Origin of the sequence: Pseudomonas sp. Z4-7 (assembly GCF_051131965.1) — a bacterium.
Taxonomy (GTDB): domain Bacteria; phylum Pseudomonadota; class Gammaproteobacteria; order Pseudomonadales; family Pseudomonadaceae; genus Aquipseudomonas.
Map to the genome: position 1 here is coordinate 3130974 of NZ_CP071642.1, position 18094 is coordinate 3149067.

Annotated in this window: 16 protein-coding genes; 12 read left to right on the forward strand and 4 right to left on the reverse strand. The window is 63.0% G+C overall.

Features of this window, described 5'->3' with window-relative positions:
- Positions 1-68 precede the first annotated feature (68 nt).
- From J3P91_RS14160 to J3P91_RS14210, 11 genes are all read left to right on the forward strand, one after another.
- A complete protein-coding gene (locus tag J3P91_RS14160; protein ID WP_370871120.1) occupies positions 69-671 on the forward strand; it encodes a transposase in 603 nt (200 codons plus the stop codon).
- A gap of 26 nt (positions 672-697) precedes the next feature.
- On the forward strand, positions 698-2302 hold the full coding sequence (locus J3P91_RS14165) for a ShlB/FhaC/HecB family hemolysin secretion/activation protein (RefSeq protein ID WP_434600757.1): 1605 nt from the start codon (positions 698-700) through the stop codon (positions 2300-2302).
- Between the two features lie 17 nt (positions 2303-2319).
- Complete coding sequence (locus J3P91_RS14170; protein ID WP_434600758.1) at positions 2320-4119, forward strand: DUF2341 domain-containing protein; 1800 nt, start codon at positions 2320-2322, stop codon at positions 4117-4119.
- Positions 4120-4130: 11 nt separating this feature from the next.
- Positions 4131-4556, forward strand: coding sequence for an ExbD/TolR family protein (locus J3P91_RS14175; RefSeq protein WP_434568441.1), 426 nt, complete (start codon positions 4131-4133; stop codon positions 4554-4556).
- Between the two features lie 2 nt (positions 4557-4558).
- Positions 4559-5263 (forward strand): TonB family protein, encoded by a 705-nt coding sequence (locus J3P91_RS14180; RefSeq protein ID WP_434600759.1) that lies wholly within the window; start codon positions 4559-4561, stop codon positions 5261-5263.
- A gap of 40 nt (positions 5264-5303) precedes the next feature.
- The gene (locus J3P91_RS14185) at positions 5304-6995 is read left to right on the forward strand and encodes a putative porin (protein WP_434600760.1); all 1692 of its coding nucleotides are present in this window, start codon (positions 5304-5306) and stop codon (positions 6993-6995) included.
- Positions 6996-7010: 15 nt separating this feature from the next.
- Positions 7011-7667: a DNA repair protein gene (locus J3P91_RS14190; protein ID WP_434600761.1), complete on the forward strand. Its 657-nt coding sequence runs from the start codon at positions 7011-7013 to the stop codon at positions 7665-7667.
- Between the two features lie 20 nt (positions 7668-7687).
- Positions 7688-8167, forward strand: a complete 480-nt coding sequence (locus J3P91_RS14195) for a YbjN domain-containing protein (RefSeq protein ID WP_434568437.1) — start codon at positions 7688-7690, stop codon at positions 8165-8167.
- A complete protein-coding gene (locus J3P91_RS14200; RefSeq protein WP_434600762.1) occupies positions 8164-9108 on the forward strand; it encodes a peptidylprolyl isomerase in 945 nt (314 codons plus the stop codon). Before J3P91_RS14195 ends, J3P91_RS14200 begins: the two co-directional genes overlap by 4 nt.
- Before the next feature lie 80 nt (positions 9109-9188).
- Positions 9189-10169 (forward strand): LysR substrate-binding domain-containing protein, encoded by a 981-nt coding sequence (locus J3P91_RS14205; protein ID WP_434600763.1) that lies wholly within the window; start codon positions 9189-9191, stop codon positions 10167-10169.
- A gap of 246 nt (positions 10170-10415) precedes the next feature.
- On the forward strand, positions 10416-12116 hold the full coding sequence (locus J3P91_RS14210; protein ID WP_434600764.1) for a diguanylate cyclase: 1701 nt from the start codon (positions 10416-10418) through the stop codon (positions 12114-12116).
- A 28-nt stretch (positions 12117-12144) separates the two neighbouring features.
- On the opposite strand, the gene J3P91_RS14215 is transcribed toward J3P91_RS14210, so the two are convergent.
- Both J3P91_RS14215 and J3P91_RS14220 read right to left on the reverse strand, forming a co-directional pair.
- A complete protein-coding gene (locus J3P91_RS14215; RefSeq protein WP_434600765.1) occupies positions 12145-13704 on the reverse strand; it encodes a GMC family oxidoreductase in 1560 nt (519 codons plus the stop codon).
- A gap of 57 nt (positions 13705-13761) precedes the next feature.
- The gene (locus J3P91_RS14220) at positions 13762-14523 is read right to left on the reverse strand and encodes an alpha/beta hydrolase (RefSeq protein ID WP_434600766.1); all 762 of its coding nucleotides are present in this window, start codon (positions 14521-14523) and stop codon (positions 13762-13764) included.
- 111 nt (positions 14524-14634) lie between these two features.
- Between J3P91_RS14220 and J3P91_RS14225 the strand changes: the two genes are divergently transcribed.
- Positions 14635-16068: an HD domain-containing phosphohydrolase gene (locus J3P91_RS14225; protein WP_434600767.1), complete on the forward strand. Its 1434-nt coding sequence runs from the start codon at positions 14635-14637 to the stop codon at positions 16066-16068.
- Between the two features lie 13 nt (positions 16069-16081).
- Here the strand turns inward: J3P91_RS14225 and J3P91_RS14230 are convergent, their stop codons facing one another.
- Entirely contained in the window at positions 16082-16840 is a 759-nt protein-coding gene (locus tag J3P91_RS14230) for a hypothetical protein (RefSeq protein ID WP_434600768.1), read from the reverse strand.
- A 309-nt stretch (positions 16841-17149) separates the two neighbouring features.
- Entirely contained in the window at positions 17150-18067 is a 918-nt protein-coding gene (ppk2, locus tag J3P91_RS14235; RefSeq protein WP_434600769.1) for a polyphosphate kinase 2, read from the reverse strand.
- Positions 18068-18094: the final 27 nt, after the last annotated feature.

Here is an 18094-nt window from a genome sequence, read left to right on the forward strand (position 1 = left end):
GTGTTCGAGGGGACCTCTCAGGTCGTTTGGAGCCGGGGCGCGAAGCCGGGAGTGAGGCGATGGGGACTATGGAACGTTATTCGAAAGTGGGCATGCAGGAGCTGGACCAGCGGCTGTCGAAGATCGTCGAGGCGGCGCGCAAGCAGCCGGTCTCGGTGTATCGCTACGGTGCGCCGTGGGTCTGGATCGTTTCCCAGGATGACTGGCAGGGCGCGCTCAAGGAAGTGTCCAGCTACATCCCCCAGGGCCACTCCCTGGTGCTGTTACGGCCACAGATCGACGACCTGCTGGCCGAACACCGCGACGTGCTGCAGGGCCTCAACGCCGATGCCGGCATGCTCATCGCGCCGCAGACGGCCATGCACATCCTGCTGCTGCAATTGCTCTATTCGGTGCCCAGCGAGCAGCAACTCTACGAACAACTCAATTACAACCTGCTGTTCCGCTGGTTCGTCGGCCTGGACCTGAACCAGAAGGTCTGGAGCTTCAACGTGCTGAGCAAGGACCTCGCCACGCTGCTGGGCGATGCGCGGGCCGTGCGGCTTATCCAGAAAATCATCGGTGAAGTGTTCTGTGGCGCCTTGCTGCAAATGCCCGAGTTCTCCTTGAACTTCGCGCTGCTGCATACCTGGCTGGCCCGACATGCCACGACATCGACCGCAAGCAATTGAGCCGTACTTTGAATTCAGGGGGTGGTGTGGAGCATTTTTTCAAATCGCGGCCGGCGCTGTGGGGCTGGCTGCTGTTGGCGGTCGGGGGGCCGTCGGCATTCGCAGCAGAAGGAGCGCCGGAAGCCGAAGCGGCGCCGGCTCGCCTGGTGGACGTCAACGAGTACTTCGTGCGGGGCAACACTGTGCTGGATGCCCGCGCGATCGAGGAAGCGGTGTATCCGTTCCTTGGCCCGCAAAAGACTTTGAACGACATTGAAGGCGCTCGCGAGGCGCTGCAAAAGGTCTATCAGGCTCGCGGTTACCAATCGGTGTTCGTTGAGTTGCCGGAGCAGAAAGTCGAAGACGGCATTGTCTACCTGCAGGTCAGCGAGACCAAGATCGGCCGCGTGCGGGTGGTCGGTGCCAAGCACTATTCGCCGGTGGAAATCCGCGAAGATGTGCCGGCGCTCAAGGAAGGCGAAGTGCCGGACTTCGCCCAGGTCCAGACCGAGCTGGCGCAGTTGAACAAGACCCCGGGACGCCAGGTCATGCCGCTGGTGCGCGAAGGCCAGCGGCCGGGCACCATGGATGTAGACTTGCAGGTAGAAGACCAGGATCCCTGGCAGGCCAGCCTCGGTCTGAACAACGACTACAGCGCCGATACCGAGAAGCTGCGCACGGTCGCCAGCCTCGGCTACAACAACCTCTGGCAACTGGGTCACAGTATTTCGCTGACCTTCTTCACCGCGCCCCAGGACACCGAAAACGCCAAGGTCTGGTCGGGTTCCTACACCGCGCCACTGAGCGAGCGCTGGAGCGTGCAGTTCTCCGGTTACCAGTCCGACAGCAACGTGGCGACCGTCGGCGGCAGCAACGTGTTGGGCAAGGGCCATTCCTACGGTGTGTCGGCGATCTACAGCCTGCCGTCCAGTAGCGCATGGGCCAACAGCTTTTCGGTCGGGGTGGATTTCAAGGATTTCGACGAAGAACTCAACCTGGGCGGCGCCAGCGACAAGGCACCGCTCAAGTACGCGCCGTTCACCTTCGCCTACAACGGTTTCCGCTACACCGAAACCAGTCAGTTGGGCCTCGGCCTGAGCCTGGTGGCAGGCACCCGTAGCCTGCTGGGTTATGGCAGCGACGACGAGGAATTCGACTACAAGCGCTACCGCGCCAGCCCAAGCTTTGCGGTGCTCAAGGGCGACGGCAATTACACCTTCACCTTCGGCAACGACTGGCAGACCGCCTCTAAAGCCGCCTTCCAGCTGGCCTCCGGGCCGCTGGTCTCCAATGAACAGTTCTCCGCCGGCGGTGCCACGTCGGTACGCGGCTACCTGGCCGCCGAGCGCACCGCTGACGACGGCTACCTGTTGTCCCAGGAGCTGCGCACGCCGTCGCTGGCCAGGTTTCTCGGCAGCTATGTCCAGGAGTGGCGCTTCTATGCCTTCGCCGAGGGTGCGCAGCTGTACCTGCGCGACGAACTGCCCGACCAGGATCCCGATTACAGCCTCGCCAGCGTCGGCCTCGGCACCCGCGCGAGCCTGAGCAAATGGCTGTCGGGGAGCCTCGACTGGGGCTTTCCGCTGCTCGACGGGCCGAACACCACGAAACAGGAATCGCGCCTGCACTTCAACCTGCAAGCGACGTTTTGAACCCAGGAGTCATGTCCATGCAACGCTTATTCATACCGCTGTTGATCTGCCTGGGGCTGCTGCTTCCGGCGACCGCCAACGCCTGGTGGCAGGACGATTGGCATTACCGCAAACAGATTTCGGTGGACACCACGCCGCAAGGCGCGGCCATCGCCCAGGCCTTGGGCCGCACGGCGTTGCTGGTGCGCCTGCACACCGGTAACTTCACCTTCGACGGCGTCAAGGAGGATGGTTCGGACCTGCGCTTCGTCAGTGCCGACGACAAGACCGTGCTCAATCACCAGATCGAAAGCTTCGACCCGTTGATGGGCATGGCCCTGATCTGGGTCGATGTGCCGAACGTCGAGGGTGGCCAGCGCCAGGATCTGTGGATGTACTACGGCAACCAGAAAGCCCCGGCCACCGCCAGCGGCCAACTGGCCTTCGATCCGGACTACACCGCGCTGTACCACTTCGATGGCGCCACCGGCATACCACCACGGGACACCACGGCTTACGGCAACAACGCCCAGGGCGCGGCTGGCGTGAGCATCGACGGCGTGATCGGGCGGGCCCTGCAGTTCAACGGCCAGCCACTGTTGCTGCCGGCCAGCCCGTCGCTGCAACACACCGCCGGCGTCGCGTTCACCTTCAGCACCTGGCTGCGCCAGGACCAGGCCAGCGGCGAGCAAATCGTCCTGGCCCGTCGCGAAGCCGTCGCCAGTCTGTTGGTTGGGGTCAACCAAGGGGTGCCGTTCGTAGCGATCAATGATCAGCGTGCGGTCTCGACCCAGCCGCTGAACCCCGGCCAATGGCAGCACCTGGCATTGACCGCCTCGGGTGATCGGGTCGTGCTGTACGTCAACGGCCGCGAAGCCGCGAGCCTGGCGCTGGCAATGCCGGCGTTCAATTCGCCGATCGCCTTGGGGGCAGACGTTACCGCCGGTGCCTTCGCGCCGTTCAGCGGGGCCATGGACGAGGCGCGCCTGTCCAAGGTCGCCCGGCCCGCGCCGCTGCTCCTGGCCGATGCCAACGCCCAGGGCGCCGAATCGAAACTGGTGGCCTACGGTGTTGATGAAGAACAGTCCGGCTTCGGTTTCGGCAGCCTCGGTTTCCTGCTCAATGCCGTGCCGCTGGACGCCTGGGTGATCATCGCCGTGCTGGTGCTGATGATGTTCCAGTCGTGGGTCATCATGATCCGCAAGAACCGCATGGTCAGTCGTCTCAGCGCTGCCAACGAAGCGTTCCGCGAGCAGTTCGCCCGGATCGGCACGCGCCTGGAAATGTTCGCCGACGACCAGGAACTTGCCCAGCGCCTGCAACACTCGTCGCTGTGGCGCTTGTACCTGGTGGCGGTCAAGGAGATCCGCACCCGCCGCGATCAGGGCGCCGACACCTCGACCGTTTCGGCCGCCACCATCGAGGCGATCCGCTGCTCCATGGATGGCGTACGCACCCGCGAAAACCAGGCGCTGAGCTCGAAACTCTCGACCCTGTCCAACGCCATCGCCGGCGGCCCGTACATCGGCCTGCTCGGCACCGTGCTGGGGATCATGGTGGTGTTCCTTGGCACGGCCATGGCCGGTGACGTCAACATCAACGCCATCGCCCCGGGCATGGCCGCCGCGTTGCTGGCCACCGCCATGGGCCTGTTCGTCGCGATCCCGGCGCTGTTTGGCTACAACCGCCTGATCACCCGCAACAAGGAAGTCAGCGCCGACATGCGGGTGTTCGTCGACGAGTTCATCACGCGCCTGGCGGAAATGCACGGCGAAGGCCAGTCCGGCGAAGCGGCTCATCGCCGTGACCATCACGTCCAATCGTCCGTACCGGCCTGAGGAGCATCGCCATGGCTAGCGTAAATACGTCACACGATGACGACGATGATGCAGCGGTCGACAGCATCAACGTCACGCCGCTGGTGGATGTGCTCATGGTGGTGCTGGTGATGTTCATCCTCACCGCCACGGCGCAGGTCTCGGGCATTCAGATCAACCTGCCCAAGGCCAGCGCCTCGGTGTCGTTGTCGGAGGCCAAGACCAAGGCGATTTCGGTAAATGACGGTGGTCAGGTATTCCTCGATGCCTACCCGGTGACCCTGGCCGAGCTTGAGGAGCGCCTGCGCATCGAGAAAGCGCAGAGCCCGGACTTTCCGGTGATCGTGCGCGGCGACGCCACCGTGCAGTACCAGAAAGTCATCGAAGTGCTGGACCTGTTGCGGCGCCTGGAACTGTCCCAAGTCGGTCTGGTGACCGGCAAACCGAGCCAGGGCTGATCATGACCGCCAGACTTCCCGTCAATCCGCCCCCCGTGAAGCGCTCGCCGCTGCGCCTGCTCAAGTGGGCCGCCGGCCTGGCGCTGGCTGGCCTGGCGGCGTGGCTGCTGTGGCAATGGGCCAACGACATGAGCGGCGTGCGCCGTGAAGCGCCGAAGGTGCCGACGATTATCCCGCTGCCGCCACCGCCACCGCCGCCCCCGGAAAAACCCAAGGAGCCGGAACCCAAGGTCGAGGAAAAAGTGCCCGAGCCCGAACCGACCCCGGAACCCGAAGAGGTCAAGCCCGAGGAAGAAGCGCCGCCGTCGCCGGTGGATGACCTGGCCAACCCGATGCAGATGGACGGTGACGCCCAGGCCGGCAACGACGCCTTCAACATTGGCGCGGGCAAGGGCGGCGGCATGGCCGGAGCAGGGGGCGGACGCCTCGGTAACGGCACCTACAGCCAGTTTCTGGCGTTCACCTTCCAGCGCTTGCTGCGGGAGAACCCTGACTTGCGCAGCCTGGCGTTTTCGCTGCAGGCCGACGTCTGGCTCAGCTCGGTCGGGGAGATCACCCGTGTCGAGCTGGTCAAGTCCAGCGGCAACCCGCAGGTGGATGAGCAAGTGATCGCCGCCCTGCGTGCCGCGCCGCATCTGAGTGAACGGCCTCCGGCTTCCCTGACCTTGCCCGTGCGCCTGTCCTTGCAGGGACGGCGTCCGGGTTAACCCGAATTCTTCAAAGTTTGCCAACAGGAGTTGTGTGCAGATGATTGCCAATGTGAATCGATTGTCGTGGGCGGTCGGCCTGGTTGTCTTGAGCCTGGCCGGGCACGCGTCGGCAGCCCCGGCGCCTTCGGAAAACGCCACGATCAATCTGATCCGCCTGCTGGTGCAGCAGGGCGTACTGAAGCAGGACCAGGCCGATGGCCTGATCGCCCAGGCCGAGCGCGAAGCCGTGCAGGCCCGTCAGGCTGCCACTGCCGTTGCCGCCGCACCCGCCGGTGCGCCCGGGGATGTGCGGGTGCAGTACGTGCCGAACATCGTGCGTGAGCAGATCCGCGACCAGGTCAAGGCCGAAGTCATGGCCACGGCCAAACAGGAAAACTGGGCGCAACCCAACACCTTTCCGGATTGGGTCTCGCGCATCAGTTTTGATGGCGATATCCGTCTGCGGGACGAATCGCGCTACTACTCGGGCACCAACAGCAACCAGATCGTCGACTTCGCTCGCCTCAACGACCGCGGCCCCTACGACGTCAACCCCAACAGCAGCTCGAACCTGCCACCCTTGCTCAACACCCGCGAGGACCGCGAAAACCTCTTCCGCCTGCGGGCGCGCCTGGGCATGAAGGCGGTGATCGCGCCCGAGTGGACCGCGGGCATCCGTATCGGCACCGGCTCGGACAACAATCCGGTTTCCACCACTCAGACCCTGGGTGGCGGCTTCGGCAAGAAAGACATCTGGCTCGACCAGGGTTACCTGACCTGGAAGCCCTCGGATGAGTTGACCCTGACCGGCGGGCGTATCGCCAACCCGTTCTACTCCACTGACCTGCTGTATTCCGGCGACCTGAACTTCGATGGCGTGGCGGCGATTTTCAACCGCAAGCTCAGCCAGGACTTCGGCCTGTTCGGCACCGTCGGCGCGTTCCCGGTGGAGTACACCAACGACACCAGCACCAGCAACGGCACGGACAAGGAAGAGAGCGACAACAAGTGGCTGTACGGCGCGCAACTGGGCGCCAACTGGGCAATCAACGACGGCAACCGCGTCAAGGGTGCGCTGGCCTATTACCGCTTCGACGACATCGAAGGCCAGCGCTCGTCGCCGTGCGAGCCCTGGGCCGGTGACCCGGGCTGCGACACCGACGGCTCGCGCGTGGCGTTCATGCAGAAGGGCAACACCGTGTTCCTGCTGCGCGACATCACGCCTAACCCGCTCAATCCGTCTGCCACGCCCCAGCCGCAATACGTCGGCCTGGCCTCGGAATTCAACCTGCTGGACCTGAACCTGGCGTGGGACACCGATCTGCCGGAAGACCTGAAGCTGCGTAGCCAGGCGCATTACGTGCACAACCTCGGTTATGACGAAGGTGACATGCGCAAACGTTCGGAAGGGCAGTTCGCCAACAACCTCGATGAGAACGGCGAGGTGCAGAGCGGAGCCAACGCCTGGATGCTCCAGTTCACCCTGGGTAACTCCCTGGAGCTCAAGCGCCAGGGCGACTGGAACATGTTCGCTGGCTACAAGTACATCCAGCCGGACGCCTTGCCGGACGGCTTCAACGATTCCTCGTTCCACTTGGGCGGCACCAACGCCACGGGCTATTTCCTGGGCGGCAACTACGGCCTGGCGAGCAACGTCTTCGCCACCGGGCGCTGGCTGAGTTCCGAAGCGGTGTACGGCGCGCCGTACGACATCGATGTCTTGCAGCTTGAAATCAACACGCGCTTCTAAGCGCCGGGAGACCTCATGAAAAGGCGAGCCATCAACCCTTGTCCTGCCGCGTTGCTGCTGGGCCTGTTGCTCAGTCCGTTATTGATCGGCAGCGCCTACGGCGAAGGCCTGGAAGAACGCCTGCGCACGCAACTGCGCAGCACCACCGCCCAGTTGCAGACGTTGCAGAGCGAACAGGCCCAGGCCAGTGTCGCCCGCCAGGCGGCGGAAAACCGCGCCAAGGAAGCCGAGGCGCAGGTCAAGCGGCTGACCGCCGAGCTGGCCAAGGCGCAAGGCCTGGCCGAACAACTGGCCGGGCGCCAGGAAAGCCTGCAAAGCCAGGCCCAGGCCCAGGCCGCGGCCAGCCATGAGCAGATCGGCAAGTTCAAGAAGGCCTATGACGAGCTACTGGTAATGGCCCGGGGCAAGGAAACCGAACGGGCCCGTCTCGAAGCCCGGTTGCATGAACGTGACACACAAGTGCAGCAATGTTCGGTCAAGAATCAGCAGATGTACGACGTCGCCAAGGAACTGCTGCACGCCTACGAAACCATCGACGTGACCGAGGTCATGAAGATCCGCCAGCCGTTCGCCGGCAAGGCCCGGGTACGTTTCGAAGAGTTGGCCCAGGGTTTTGGCGATGATCTCTACAAGAACCGTTTCGATGCGCCCCAGGCCTCGATCACCCATTGATAGCGCAAGGAAGAACCAACATGACTTCATTGATTGAACACGTCACGCCCGCGTCCCTCACCGAGGTGTTGCAAGCCGCCGGTTATCGGGTCAACGAAACCGAGCAGAACGGTATCGTGCAATTGCTCAGCGCCAGCCAAGGCATCGGTTATGCCGTGCGCTTCGGCAATCCGACACCGACGCCGGGCCAATACCTGGACTTCACCTTCAGCTGTGCCTTGCGCGTACAGGGTGAATTGCCGGCCGGGCTGGCGGAGCTGTGGAACGCCTCGCGACGCTTTGCCCGGTTGTCGGTGCAGGGCGAATTCCTGGTGATGGAAATGGACGTGGTGGTGGCGGCCGGCGTCAGCGCCGAGCACCTGCGCAGCAACCTGGAACTGTGGGACCGGTTGCTTCAGGAATTCATCGTCTACCTGCGCGAGTTCAGCCAGAACGCCGCCCGCCTGCACACCGGCGCCGAGCCTGCTGAGGCCGCGCCGGAGGAGGCCGCCGCACTGTGAAAAAGCCAACGTTTGTCATCAGCGCTGCGGCGCTGGGCCTGGTTGCCGTGGCTGTTGTCCTCGGCTTGCGTCCCGGCAACGATCCGGTGGCAGCGGTGCAATCGGTCAGCGTGGCGACAAGCGAGTCGCCAAGCCTGGCGCGGTTGGGTAGCCAGCAGGTCAGTCCGGAAGAACTCAAGGCGCTGCTAGCGGCGCTTGCCCCCGAGGTTCGCCAGCAGATGCGCGGCAACCGCGCCGCACTGGAGGGCTGGATCCGCGCAAGACTGGCAGAAAAAGCCGTGCTCGAGCAGGCCGATGCCCAAGGCTGGCGTCAGCGCCCGGAGGTGGAGCGCCAGATGCGCGCTGCGACCGAGCAGATTGTCTTTCGGGATTATCTGCAGTCGGTCAGCCAGGTGCCGGCCGGGTATCCCAGCGAGGATGAGCTGAAACAGGCCTACGAAGCGGGAAAAGCCAACTGGACCGCACCTGCGCTGTACCGGGTGAGCCAGATTTTCCTCGCCGCGACCGAGCCACAGACCGTCGAGGCGGTGCGCCGCCAAGCCGCGGAATTGAGCAAGAAGGCCCAGGCCGCGCCGGCTGAATTCGCCGCGCTGGCCAGCCGTTATTCCCAGGACCGCGCCAGTGCCGAGCGCGGTGGCGACAGTGGCTTCCAACCGTTGCAGCAACTGGTGCCGACGGTGCGCGAGGCAGTGGTGCGGTTGAAGGTGGGCGCGGTATCGGACCCGGTGCAGAGCGCTGCGGGCTTTCACGTGATCAAGCTCACCGAGCAGCAACCGGCGCGGGAAGCGACCCTGGATGAAGTCCGCGAGCGCCTGATCCAGGCGTTGCGTGCCCAGCGCCAGGAGCAGATCGCCAAGGCCTACCTGGACGGCATGCTCGACACCGCGACGTTAAGCATTGATGGCGCGCAGTTGAGCAAGGTGCTGGAGGAGGTTAGGTAGCCACGCCGCCATGTTTTTTGTGGCGAAGGAGCAAGCTCCCTCGCCACGCTTAATCGTTTTCTAATGACAGGGAGTCACTCATGTCTTTCATAGAGCCCGCAGGACGCCAGGCTGTCACCGCATACCGCGCGCCCTTGCGCGCACCTGAGCCCTGGTTGGCCTTGGCCGCCAGCATCGAGCCCCAGGTGGCGCAGTGTTTTCTGGTCAGCGCCCGTTGCGGCTGTTTCATGCAGGCGTCCCGCAGCCTGAACGTCAAGGCCACCTGGCTGCGCAAGCAGTTGGCCCAACTGGAAGCTCGCTTGCAGCGATCACTGTTCAGCTTCCAGGGCAGCACCCTGGCGCTTACCCGCGAAGGACGGCAATTGCAGGCGCGCTTGCTCGCTCTGGGCGAGGACGATCCGCCAGCGCTGGCCGACCAACCGTTGATTCGCCTTGCAGTGGCCGAGTCGGTCCTGCACGACCTTCTGGGTCGTGACCTGATTTCATTGCTGCGCCGCAACGCCAGCGTGCGCTTGCAAATCATCACGCTGGACAGCGAACTGGCGCTGCAGGCGGTCAGTGCCGACCTGGTGCTGTGGCTGAGTGACGGGCAGGAATCAACGCCGGCGCCGAGCGTTGCGACACAGCCGCCGGAGCAGCTGGCGCGGCTGGACTATCTGCCGCACATCGCCAAGCGTTATTCCCGCCCGGCCAGCCGTCCGCGCCGGTTGGAAGAGCTGGACGACTACATGTTGGTGCAATGGCAGGCCGACAGCCAGGTGGGCAGTTTCACGCGGTGGAATACCCTCGTCGAGCAACGCCGCGCCGGCGTGGTGCAGGTGCAATCCTATGAGCTGATGCTGGAAATGATCCGCTGCTGCGCCTGCATTGGCCTGTTGCCGCAGTACATGAGCCATTTCGATCGCGGCCTGGTCGCCTTGCCGGGGTTGTTTGAGCAGCCGATGCAGCGCCACCTGTGGATGGCGGCGAGCACCGAGGCCCGGCCAGTGCCGCAGGTGCAGATGCTCATCGAACTGATCCGCCACACGCTGGATGAGCGCAGGGAATGGTTCCGGGCTTGATCCACTTGGATTCGCGCCAAAGCAGCTTCAAGCCGTGATCGGCAAATCGGTGAGATTGGGACGGCCCGAGCGAATACCATCCTCGACCGCCCCGGCGCTTTCGCTGATATCGGTATGTCAGCTAAAACTGGCGATACGACTTGCCTGCCCTATTGCGTAATGCGATAAACCGTTTTTCGGTTCTGTTTCGTTACATATTTTCTTCATCAGGCCGACATCGTTTGATAGCCAAGAGCGCAATCGTCAATGCCTGATCGTAAAGCCAGCCTTCTTTTTGCCGCCGCCACCGCGACTGCCGTCATGGCCGTCACCGCGGCGGTGGGGCCGATCACGTTGTTCTGGACCAATGAGACGCGCCTGGAGCGTAACGTGGTCGAGTCGCAGATCGACCGAATCCGTAACGTCCAGGGGTTGCTGGTCGACGCGGAGACCGGCGAGCGTGGCTACGCCTTGACGGCAAAGGACGACTTTCTACAGCCGTACTATGTCGCCGTGTCTCACTTGCCTCCTGCCATCAAGAGCCTGCGAATTGCCTATCAAGGGGATCCGGCCGAAGAGATTGCGCGTGTCGAAGCATTCATCCGGCACGCCGAGCTGAAGATGGTCCACCTGGACAGGGTCGTGAAGCTGGTCAGCCATAGCGGCAATGATGCGGCAGAGGCCGAGATCGCCGCTGGTGGCGGCAAGGAACTGATGGACACCGTGCGCGCCTTGACTGCGGAGCTCATTGCTGACGAAACAGAGGAGCTTGTGGCGCTCGAACGCCAGCTTTTGAGCAACATTCGTTGGGCGGTCGCGATTTCAATCCTCAGTTTCACCGTTACCCTGGGTTTGGGGCGTTTCATCTACCTGTCCATGCGCAGCAGCGTCCGCCGTCAATCGGAGTCTGCCGTGGCGGCCAACCTGGCCAGCGATCAACTAAGCCTGAGCCTGGCGCGTTTGAAACGCCGAAATGGCGAGATTGGGCTTCTCGCGGAAATGGCCAGGCTGATGCAGACGGAGTTGTCCCAGAAGGAAACGCTTCAGTTGGCCAGTACTTACTGCCAAAAGTTGATACCTGCAAGCGAGGGGGAGTTCTTCCTCTATCGCAACTCGGCTGATGTCCTGCAACACGCCGCAGCGTGGGGACAGGCCGACGAAAAGGGCATCGATGCGGTACTCAGCCCCAAGGATTGCTGGGCAATCAGGCGGGGACGCTGGCATTTGTCGGTGCACAACCACGATCTTCGCTGCCCTCATTACCCAGCAGCGTCTGGCACTGACCCAGTGACTGATTGCTGTCTTCCGTTGATGGCTTACGGTGAAATCCTCGGCCTGTTGCATATCCGTCAAGTCGGCTTGCGCGACCTGTCCGAGGAGGGTCTGCAGATCGCTGAAGCCGTAGCGGAACAAACGGCGCTGGCGTTGGCGAATGGCCGCATGCGCCAGGTGTTGGAAACCCAGTCCATAAAGGACCCGCTGACCGGGCTGTACAACCGCCGCTTCATGGACGAGACGCTCAACCGCGAGCTGGTGCGCGCCGAGCGCAACGGGGCGTGCCTGAGTGTCGTGATGATCGACCTCGATAACTTCAAGCAGTTGAATGACTCTTACGGCCATTCGGCAGGCGACGCCGTGCTGCGTGCGGCTTCCGCCTTGATCGTGCAATCGCTGAGATCCTCCGACATTGCCTGCCGATTTGGCGGGGAGGAGCTGATTATCATCCTTCCGGACTGTCCGCCCGAAGGTGCTGTGGCCCGAGCCGAATCCATACGGGTCTCTCTGGAAGAGATGAGTCTGGTTGATCACGGCCAGACGCTCACTGCGACTGCTTCTTTCGGAGTGTCCTCCACACAAACCTGCGGGGCCAATCAGAATGCACTGTTGAAAGCCGCTGACTCGGCGCTTTACGCGGCCAAGCGTTCTGGAAAGAACCGGGTTGAATCCTGGCCCTTGTCAAAAAGGTGAGCCGCAAAGCTAGCGCCAGCGTCGATGCTTATAGCTCGTAGGTGGCGCGGATAGCTTCCACGGCCCGCTCACCGATCACGACGCAGGGCGCCATCGTGTTGCCGCTCGTGACATGGGGCAGGATGGACGCATCGGCAATGCGCAGGCCCTGGACTCCGTAGACGCGTAATTGACCGTCCACCACGGACATCGCGTCCCGGCCCATCTTTGCCGTACCGCACTGGTGCCAATAGGTCACTGCAGCGTTGCGAGCATAGTGTTCCAACGCTTGGGTGTGCAGTTTTCCAGGCAGGCTTTCGCCCTTTACCAAGCCCTTGAACGGCGTCTGGGTGCCCAGCTCCTGGACGAAACGAATGTTTTCCAGGGCGTTGCGCCGATCGGTCGGGTGCGACAGGGTGTTGGGTTGAATGATCGGGGCATCGCTCACGTCCGGGCCGCTGAGCGTGATCCGCCCGCGACTTTGCGGGTGGGCAAGGCCAGCGAACATCGTCCAGCCATGGGCGGGAACACCGAGTGCGGCGGTCTCTGCGCTGGGCACTGGAAATTCAACCTGGCAGTGGAACATGTCCGGAAGATGCAAGGCGCTTTCGCTGCTCCAGTAGAGCGTCGCCTCCGAGCCGCCGTAACCCACCGGTTGTGGCCTCGCGTATTCGAAGATAACCGCAAAGGACACGTGATCCTGATGGTTGGCGCCGACGCCGGGCAGGTGCTGGACGAGCGCAATGCCATGGCGCTGCAATTCATCCTCCGGCCCCACGCCAGATTGCATCAGGACCTTGGGCGTATTGACCGCGCCCAGCGAAAGAATGACTTCGTGCTCGGCGTAGAAGCACTCGGCCTGGCCATTGCTGATGGTCTGCACGCCGATGGCGCGTTGCTCGCTGAAGAGCACCCGGCTGACAAGCGTATCGGTCAAGACGGTGAGGTTGGGCTGGCCACAGCGTGGAGCGACGTAGGCGCGGTAGATCGAATGACGCCGGCCATCCTTGACGATGAGATCGTTCAAGGCCGCACCTCCGCGGCCCTCCATCATGGCGCCGTTGGGGTTTTCAAAGGTGGGGATACCCATTGCGGCAGCTGCACTGAGCATGGCGTTGGCAATCGGTTGCGCGTCCTGGACAGGCGCAACATGAACCGGCCCGCCGCTGCCGCGACGCAGCGGATCGGCGATGCCCCGATAGTCTTCCACGCGTTGATAGATCTTCAGGACCGAGGCGTAGCCCCAAGCAGGATCGCCGCTGTCGACGGCGAAGTCTTCCCAGTCGTTCTTGTGGCCTCGGGCCCACAGCATGACATTGACGCTGGACCCGCCGCCCAACCCGCGTCCCATGTTCAAGGGCATCTTCCTGTCGTTGAGGTGAGGGTTGGCTGCACCGACGAAGTTCCAATCGCGCTCGCTGCCCAGGTTCAACGGCCAATGCTGCGGTTCCAGCACATGTGGATGCTCATCGCCACCGCCGGCCTCGATGAGCAATACCTGGACCTCGGGATTCTCGGCCAGCCGTCCTGCAACGACGGAACCGGCAGTCCCCGCCCCGCAGACAATAAAGTCGTAATGGTGCTTCTTCAGGGCGGGATTCACGGGCATGAGCGGGCTTCCTTTGCAGGCTAATTGTTGTCGAGTTCAGCGCAGCAGCGGCCTGAGTTACTGGCTCTTCTGTACGGCCTGGATGATGACTTTTGCGACGTCTGCCGGGCGTGATTGCTGTGGCACGTGGCTGGCTTCGATTTCGCTGACCTTGGCACCGATCTTCTTGGCGAAAGCCCTTTGCAGATCCGGCTGGATCATCCGGTCTTCCTTGGCCACGATGTACCAGCTTGGCTTGCCTTTCCAGGCAGCGGCGCTGGTCTTGTCATCGAAAGCCGAAGCGCGAATCGGCCCTTGCGTCGCGGCCATTACCGCGGTTTGTGCTGGGGGAAGGTCCTGGGCAAAACCGCGAGCCATGCCCTCGGTGGTCATGTAGAGGAAGCCGTTCTTGTCGGCGGCGATGTCTTTCACGCCGGATGGAGCCGGGTATTCCTTGCCCAGGTCCTTGACGGCTTGACCGGCATCCGGAGCAAACGCGGCGACGTACACCAGGCTGCGGACTTTCTTGTCGGTGCCGGCCTCGCTGATGACGGTGCCGCCCCAGGAATGGCCGACCAACACGACGTCGCTCTCCTGGTTGTTCAGTACACGCTGCGTGGCGGCGACATCGTCAGCCAGCGAAGTCAGCGGGTTTTGTACGACAGTGACCTTGATGCCTTCCGCCTGCAGCAGTGGGACGACCTTGCCCCAGTCGGAGCCGTCGGCGAAAGCGCCATGGACGATCACGACTGAAGGCTGTTGCGGCGCGGCATGGACGGCGCCGCCGAACAATGAACCGGTCATGGCGATTGTGAGGGCAAGGGCCTTGGGTTTGAACATGATGCGATCTCCTGTTTGGGGTGAGCGCAGTTTCGGCGATACTCGGCGGCCCGGGTATCGGTCGTTTATCCGAGGCCATCAACATTCAATCGGATACGCGGAGGAAACGAGATGACGACAGCTGACTGTATCGCAGTGGAAGACGCCATCCTGGCGTTGTCCATGGTCGGCGACCTGAGCATGGGCCAGCCGTTCGATCAGTCGCGTCGCACCGCCCGCTTGGTGCAGATGCTCGCGCAGACTTGCAACGGTGCTGGCGAGCACACCGAGACCGGACGCCAGGTGGCCTTGCTGCGCTGGTCAGGCTGCACCGCCAATGCCGAGGGCTTCACCCGGCTGCTGGGCGATGACGTCGAGGGCCGCAACGCAATGCTGACGCATACCCTCAGCGAGGCGGGGCAGCGGGCGATGCGCCGGTCGACGCCGCTGGCCCAGATTCATTGCGAAGTGTCCGGTGATATCGCTCACACATTGGGTTTGAAGACCGAAGTCGAACAGGGTCTGCGTCATGTGTTCGAGCAATACGACGGTGAGGGAAGGCCATCCGGCCTGCGACATCCGCAGGTGCCAGAGGTGGTTTATCAAGTGTTGCTGGCGGGGGACCTGGAGATTCTGTCCCGTACGCATGGGCTGGAGAGCGCATTGCAATGGATTGCCAGCAAGCGCGATCGCCGTTATCCGGCAGCGCTTGCCGCTGAAATGCTGCAAAACGCCGAAGATTGGCTGGATCAACTGCGCACGCCGCAGTCAGTTGATCCGCAGGTAGCCACGGCACAGGTGCCGTTGAGCCTGGTTGCTGATGTGATCGATCTAAAGCTGCCGTGGCTGGCGGGGTACTCGCGACGTGCCTCGGAGCTGGTTCGGGAGGCCGCCAGGCTTTCCGGGCTGTCGGCGCCGGCCATTGACCATCTCGGCCAGGCGGCGCTGATCCATGGCATCGGCCGCGCGGCGGTGCCCAATCGCCTCTGGAATACACCGGGAGCCTTGCTCGACGGGGACCTTGAGCAAGTGCGGTTGGTGCCCTACTGGACATCGCGAGCCTGTGGCCAGATACCCGCCCTGGCGGTGCCGGGCCAGCTGGCAGCGCATGCCTATGAGCGCCTGGATGGCAGCGGTTATTTCCGCAGCCTGGGCGGCGACACATTGCAAACCGAACATCGTTTGCTCGCCGCGGCCCTGGCTTGGCAGGCGATGCTCAGCGAGCGGCCGTGGCGGCCGGCCTTGAGTCACGACGAAGCGAGTTGCCTGTTGTTGGCCGAGGCGGATCAGGGACGGTTCGATCATCGGGCCTGCCAGGCGGTAATGGCGGCGTCACGCGGGGAGACCACGATGACAGCCTGCAAGCCGGGCGGTGGACTGCTCTCCGAGCGTGAAACCGAGATTCTTCGGCGCATCAGTACCGGGGGAAGCAACAAGGAGGTGGCGCGCCAGCTGGGTATCAGCCCGAGCACGGTGCGCACCCATGTCGAAAGCGTGTTCCGCAAGCTTCAATGCACCACCCGGGCGGCGGCGACGCTGAAGGCCCTGACACTGGGTTTGATTTGAAGCCGGCAGTGACTTAACGTCCGCCCGTTCTTTCGAGCAACCGGCTTCCGAGCGGCAAATCGCTGGTGCGGTTGGCCGAGGCTTTGCCGATGGCATTGCACAAGGCCCGGACGACGGGTACGTAGCTCACCTGGCTGGGCTGGCGGGCCTGGAGCACACCCGTGGGGTTGATCAAGTGTACCGCGATGTGCCCTGGCAGCCATGAGACGAGTGGCCAGCGGGGCCGCTGGGCGAGGGTGGGGCACAGATCAGCGGCCGTCGCGCCAAATTCAGCAGAGGCCACGAACGCGACGCCCATCAGGCACGCGCCTTCCAACTGAGCGCGCAGGCGGCCGGGATTTTCTACAGCGCCCAGGTCCGCGACAAACACCGTGTCATGCACAATCAGGCGACCCTCGTCGCTCAGCTCGACATCGAGCACCGCGGCCATGTAGCTCTGCTCATCGTAGTGGGCGGCGATGCCCTGCGTTCGGCGACCTCCCGAAGGCTTGCCCCAATGGCTTTTCGTGGCGGCTTCGGTGATGACATTACGCATTCGCTGGGCGTCGAAGCCTGAACGTTGCTCAGCGCCGTGGTTCAGTGTCGAGGCCGAATCGATCAGCGAAAGCAAGTAGTCACGTTGATCGCGCCTGCACGTAGGGTCCTGTGCGACCATGAGCCGGCGTTCAGCGCCCAGGCGAAGCAACAGGTCTCTGCGGCTCAGAATGCCGTCTGGCGTCATCGGCCAGATGAAGTGGTCAAGTGCGCTGTCGTGCCCGTCAGGGTGGTTCATTACGTGTCTCCTTCCGGCTGATGACAAGAGCTCCAGCAAAAAAACAACGGCGGATTCAAATCCTTGCTCAAGCCAGGACCCCGTGGGAGCGAGCCCGCTCGCGAAAGCGCCGGTCCAGCTTGCATCGATATGGGATGTGCTGACGTCTTCGCGAGCAGGCTCGCTCCCACAGGTTGGCGCTGGCGCCGCAGGAACAATCCTGGCGTTACTTTAGGCGGGACGATCTGACGTCAGGGTGACGGGAGGCTGACAGGAACATGTCAGGCGATAGAAGGGGGCGCCCTGCGCCGGGCGACCCATCCGGTTATCTCAATAAACCTGAGGAACGACGATTTCTGGCGGCGTCGGACTGCGGAAGTAGTCTTCCTGCCTGACGCGTTCCGGTAGTTCGATCACCGGGAGCTCGACTTCTTCATAGGGCATCTGGCCGAGCAGGTGGTGGATACAGTTGAGTCGCGCTTTTTTCTTGTCGTCGGCTTGCACCACCCACCACGGCGCCTCGGCGATATGGGTGCGTTCAAGCATGATCTCCTTGGCCTTTGTATACGCCTCCCAGCGCCGCCGGGATTCCAGGTCCATGGGGCTGAGTTTCCATTGCTTGAGCGGGTCGTGGATACGGCTGAGGAAGCGCAGGTGCTGTTCCTGGTCGGAAATGGAGAACCAGTACTTGATCAGCTGGATGCCTGAGCGGGCCAGCATGCGCTCGAACTCGGGCACGGTCCGGAAGAACTCTTCGTACTGATCGTCGTTGCAAAAACCCATGACCTGTTCGACGCCTGCGCGGTTGTACCAGCTGCGATCGAACAGGACGATTTCACCGGCCGCCGGCAAGTGTGAAACGTAGCGCTGGAAATACCATTGGGTGCGTTCGCGGTCGTTCGGGGCGGGCAGGGCGGCCACCCGGCAGACTCGAGGGTTGAGCCGCTGAGTGATACGTTTGATGACTCCGCCTTTGCCGGCCGCGTCGCGCCCTTCGAAGAGGATCACCACCTTGTGGCCCGTCTTGACCACCCAGCTTTGCAGCTTCACCAGTTCGCCTTGCAGGCGGAACAGTTCGCTGAAATAGATTCTCCGGGCTTCCTTTTCTGATCCTTCTGGAGCCTGTCCATCGAACAGGGCATCCAGGTCGTGTCCGTCTTCGGCCAGCTCCAACTCCAGTTCTTCATCGCTGTGATCGAGCAGTTCCCGGTGGATGCGCTGTATCAAGGTGTCGTCTGTCGAGGACATGGTTGTGGGCTCGCGTCGTAGGAGATG